The organism is Terriglobus sp. YAF25 (assembly GCF_052113305.1).
In the GTDB taxonomy this organism is placed as follows: domain Bacteria; phylum Acidobacteriota; class Terriglobia; order Terriglobales; family Acidobacteriaceae; genus Terriglobus.
Genome location: NZ_JBFRCY010000408.1, coordinates 1 through 4,179, shown reverse-complemented (window position 1 = coordinate 4,179; position 4,179 = coordinate 1). Strand labels below are relative to the sequence as shown.

Here is a 4,179-nt window from a genome sequence, read left to right as displayed (position 1 = left end):
CAGCAGTATCTGGCCCGTCCTGGTGTTGATTCTCTCCATCGCCGTCGACTACGGCCGCTCCCGGCATCTCTTTCGTGTCGCCAAAGAGTCCGGCTCGCAGGCCCTTGAGGCCGACGCGCTGCATTTCAGCACCGACATCTGGTCCTCCGTCGCCGTGCTGGCTGGTCTCGCAGTAACCTGGGCCGGCAGCTACTTCCACATCCCCTGGCTGCATCGCGCTGATCCAGTCGCAGCGCTCCTCGTCTCCGTTATCATTCTGCAGGTCAGCTACCGCCTCGCCCGCCGCACACTCGACGACCTGATGGACGCGACTCCCACGGAGACCCGCCGCGAGCTGCTGCGCGCCCTCACGCAAGTCCCCGACGTTCTCTCTGTCGACCAGGTGCGCGTGCGTCGTGCGGGCTCCGAACACTTTGTCGATCTCACCCTGGCACTTCCCCGCAACCTCACCTTCCAGCGCGCCGAGCAGGTCACCAAAGGCGCACGCGCCGCCGTACTGCGCATCGTTCCAGGCGCCGACATCGACATCAATACCGTGCCGACAGCCTCTGACTCCGAATCGGTCTTCGATCGCGTCAAAGCCGTAGCCGCGCGGCGCAATCTGAGCATTCATGATCTCAGCGTCCGCGAGATCAAAGACAAGCTCTACATCGAGCTCCACCTCGAAGTCCCCGAGATCATGCACCTCCGTGCCGCGCACGATCTGGTCACCAGGCTCGAGGCCGAGATGCGCCGTGAAGAACCCCGTATCGCCAGCATCCTGACCCACATTGAAAGTGAACCTGCGACCATCGAGCATACGGACGCCATCGCGCGAGACACGCTGCTCGAACGCGGCCTGCRCCGCGCTGCACAAGAGTTCCCGCAGATCCTCGACATCCACGACGTCCTGATCACCCGCACTGGCGACCACCTGCAGATAAACTGCCATTGCACTCTCCCGGACGATCTGCCCATGTCGGAGGTACATGCCATCATCACCGAGGTGGAAAGCCGCATGAAGCGCCAGCACCCTGAGGTCTCACGCGTCCTCATTCACCCAGAACCGGCAACCGACAACCGCCGTTGATCCTGCATCCCTTAATAGCTGTATCCTGAGCTGCATACCGTGAAACTGCGAACCACCATGATCCGCTTCTTCCGCATCCTGCTGGGTGCGGTCGCCATGATGACCGTAGCGCTGCTTTCGGCCTTCATCACCATGCGCCTCGCCATTCACGGCCGCGAGGTACAGATCCCGAACTTCGCGGGCTTGACCTATGAGGAAGCCGCAGCCAAGGCACGCGGCACCGGCCTGAATATGACGCTCGAAAACCGCTATTACTCTGCGGTGGTTCCCGCCGGACGCGTCCTGCAGCAGTACCCCGTAGCGGGAGTACGTGTACGGCGCTCCTGGCAGGTGCGGGTCACCCAGTCACTCGGACCGCAGCGCGTCACCATCCCCAACGCAGTCGGCATGCCGCTGCGGGAGGCCTCGGTCACGCTTCGCCGCGGCAGTCTCGAACTCGGCTCGCTCGCTCACCTCCCCATCGCTGGTCAGGCAGACTATGTCCTGGCCCAGTCGCCGCCACCCAATGCGGAAGGTGTCGACAAACCCGCGGTCAGTCTGCTGCTCTCAGAAGAGGAAGACGCAGAGCCGAAGGCGTGGGTCATGCCCAACCTCTCCGGCCTCACGCTGGCCGAGGCCGGCGCGCGCGTCTCCGCCATGGGCCTGCACATCGCCTACGCCCAGGAAGCCGCCACAGCCATCCCCCCAATTCCCTCCGTCGGCGCCACACCTGCACCACAGCCGGTCAAAGTCATGGGCACCGTCATCGCCCAGTCCCCCGCACCGGGCTCGCGCGTCACCGCCGCTGACCCGGTAAAGCTCACCATCGTCCACTAAGATCACGGGCGCAGGTAATCGCTCTTTATTTGTCATCCTGAACGCGAGCGAAGGACCTGTTTACGCTGCACGCAGTGCAGCCAGTTCGCACCACAGGTGCGAATGCCTCACCTGGGGCCCCTATCAACCTCTGAAGGCAACTAGAGGAAAGCCCGCTCCCTTATTCAATCCTTCAATTCTTCAATTCCCGCGCTGCAGCGGGAACTCATACCGCACCATCAACCCGCCCATCGGCGACTTATGGGCGGAGATCGTTCCTCCGTTCGCCAGCACAGTCTGCCTCGCAATCGCCAGTCCCAGGCCAGCGCCCTTTGTTTCGGCAGAACCATCAGAATCCGACACACGCTGAAAGGGTTCAAAGATCGTCTCTTCCATCCCCTCTGGAATGCCCGGGCCATCGTCATAGATCTTCACCAGGCCCACATCACGGACATCATCCACATGGCTTTCGACCGTAATCACTCGTGCGAATCGAAGAGCATTGCGAAGCACATTGTCGAAGGCACGCTGCAACAGATCGGGATAGCCTTCGATCGCAAATGGTTCCTCCCGGGAAAATGTGACTATCTTTCCCTGATGCTCGCCCTCAAACCGCGCGTTCTCCACGGCGGCCGTCAGAACCCTTGAAACGAAAAACCTGCTCCGGTTCTGATCCATCTCATTGCCACTCTCCAGACGAGCAAAGAGCAGCAGCTGCTGTACCAGGGCATTGAGCTGTTCCGACTCATCCTCAATCCGCTCCAGCTCCGGAGCCTTCGTCGCATCCAACCTGCGCTTGCAGAGCGCAAGGGCAATATTCAAGCGCGTCAATGGCGAACCAAGCTCATGCGCCGCATGCGCCAGAAATGTCTTCTGTTGCAGTACAAGCGATTCGATCCTCTCAGCCATCTCATTGAAGCCGCGGCTTACCCTGCCGATCTCATCGCGCCGTTTTGTCAGTGCGGGCTTGAGGCGTACGCGAAGATCTCCGGTGCCGAACGCCTGGGTCGCCTCAGAGAGCAGCGTAATCGGCCGCGTAAAGTAGAGACTCAATACCAGCGCAGCGATCGCAGAAAACGCGATAAAGCGCAGCAGCATAGCAAATCCGAACTTAGTCTTCGCGCGCCTTGTACCCGGATAAGGCAGCCTGGCGACAAATAAGGGCGATGTGCTCACGGCAGGGTCGGTCCGTACCGCAACCACCGTCTCGTCGATCGTTGCCATCACCATCGGGCTGATCCGGTTTCTCGCCCACTCCAGCAATTCAGACTCGCCGTACGGAAGCCTCACACCCCCCATCGCGGCACCGGAGCCGTTCGATGTCAGGAGATATCCGTTGAAACACTCTGGCCCCAGGCCTCCATGAAAGCCCTGCGCACTCTTCTGAATAGCGAGAGCCGCACACTCCTGTATCTTCGCGATCGGTAACTCTCGCGGCCGCTCGAACAACACCATCCTCGGCTCTCTACTGATGGGCAATACCAGCATGATCAGCAGACTGCCCAGCAGGATCAAAAACCAGAAGGTGCGGAAGATACGGAAGAAGACACTCACAGGCCAGTTCCATCCTGTGGAAGCACATAACTGTAGCCAAGGTTGCGGACACACTTGAAGCGATCTGTGCCGTCCGGATGAATTCCCAATCGCTTCCTGAGATTGTTCACCAGGTTATCGATGGAGCGGTCGACACCATGCGGTTCGCGTCCGAAGATGCGCCGGATCAAATCCTCACGCGGACGTGCTTCACCAGGACACTCCAGCAGAAGCCGCAGCAACTCATATTGACCTCCGGTCAGCTCTACCGGCCTGCCGCTGCACGACACCGTACGAGAGCCCTCATCCAGGAGGAGATCGCCCACAAGCCTGGTTGACACTTCCACAGCAGCAGGTTGTGTCCGGCGCAGAATACTGCCGATTCTCGCGACCAGCTCTTCCGGTTGAAATGGCTTCGTCAGGTAATCGTCGGCGCCATCGTTCAAACCATGGACACGATCGCGCGTCGCTCCTCGCGTGGTTAGCATCAGCACCGGAGTTCGCGTGATCTCCCGAAGCCGCCGCAGAGTCTCAAAGCCATCGATGCCCGGCAGCATCACATCCAGCACGATGAACTGAAACGGGCGCTCTGTCACGTGCTGGATCCCCTCTTCTCCACTGCGCGCGCACGTCACACTGAAGCCGGAAGGTTCGCAATACTCCGCCAGCAGCGCCCCCAGCGAACGGTCATCGTCAATCAGCAGAAGCGAAACACGGGCCTTCGGCGCTTGCACGTTTGCTGTCACGATCGATTGTCACCTGTTCTGATCGCGCGTCTCCAC

Annotated in this window: 4 protein-coding genes; 2 read left to right on the top strand and 2 right to left on the bottom strand. The window is 60.5% G+C overall.

Annotated features, from left to right (window positions below; all coding sequences use genetic code 11):
- Positions 1-1,069, top strand: a 1,069-nt coding sequence (locus AB4043_RS16740; RefSeq protein ID WP_442307567.1) for a cation-efflux pump, incomplete at its 5' end; no start/stop codon positions are given.
- Positions 1,070-1,108: 39 nt separating this feature from the next.
- The gene (locus AB4043_RS16735; protein WP_442301131.1) at positions 1,109-1,885 is read left to right on the top strand and encodes a PASTA domain-containing protein; all 777 of its coding nucleotides are present in this window, start codon (positions 1,109-1,111) and stop codon (positions 1,883-1,885) included.
- 180 nt (positions 1,886-2,065) lie between these two features.
- Here AB4043_RS16735 and AB4043_RS16730 read toward each other — a convergent pair whose 3' ends face one another.
- Complete coding sequence (locus tag AB4043_RS16730; protein ID WP_442301132.1) at positions 2,066-3,418, bottom strand: ATP-binding protein; 1,353 nt, start codon at positions 3,416-3,418, stop codon at positions 2,066-2,068.
- Entirely contained in the window at positions 3,415-4,143 is a 729-nt protein-coding gene (locus AB4043_RS16725; protein WP_442301133.1) for a response regulator transcription factor, read from the bottom strand. The genes AB4043_RS16730 and AB4043_RS16725 overlap by 4 nt, the downstream gene beginning before the upstream one ends.
- Between the last annotated feature and the right edge of the window lie 36 nt (positions 4,144-4,179).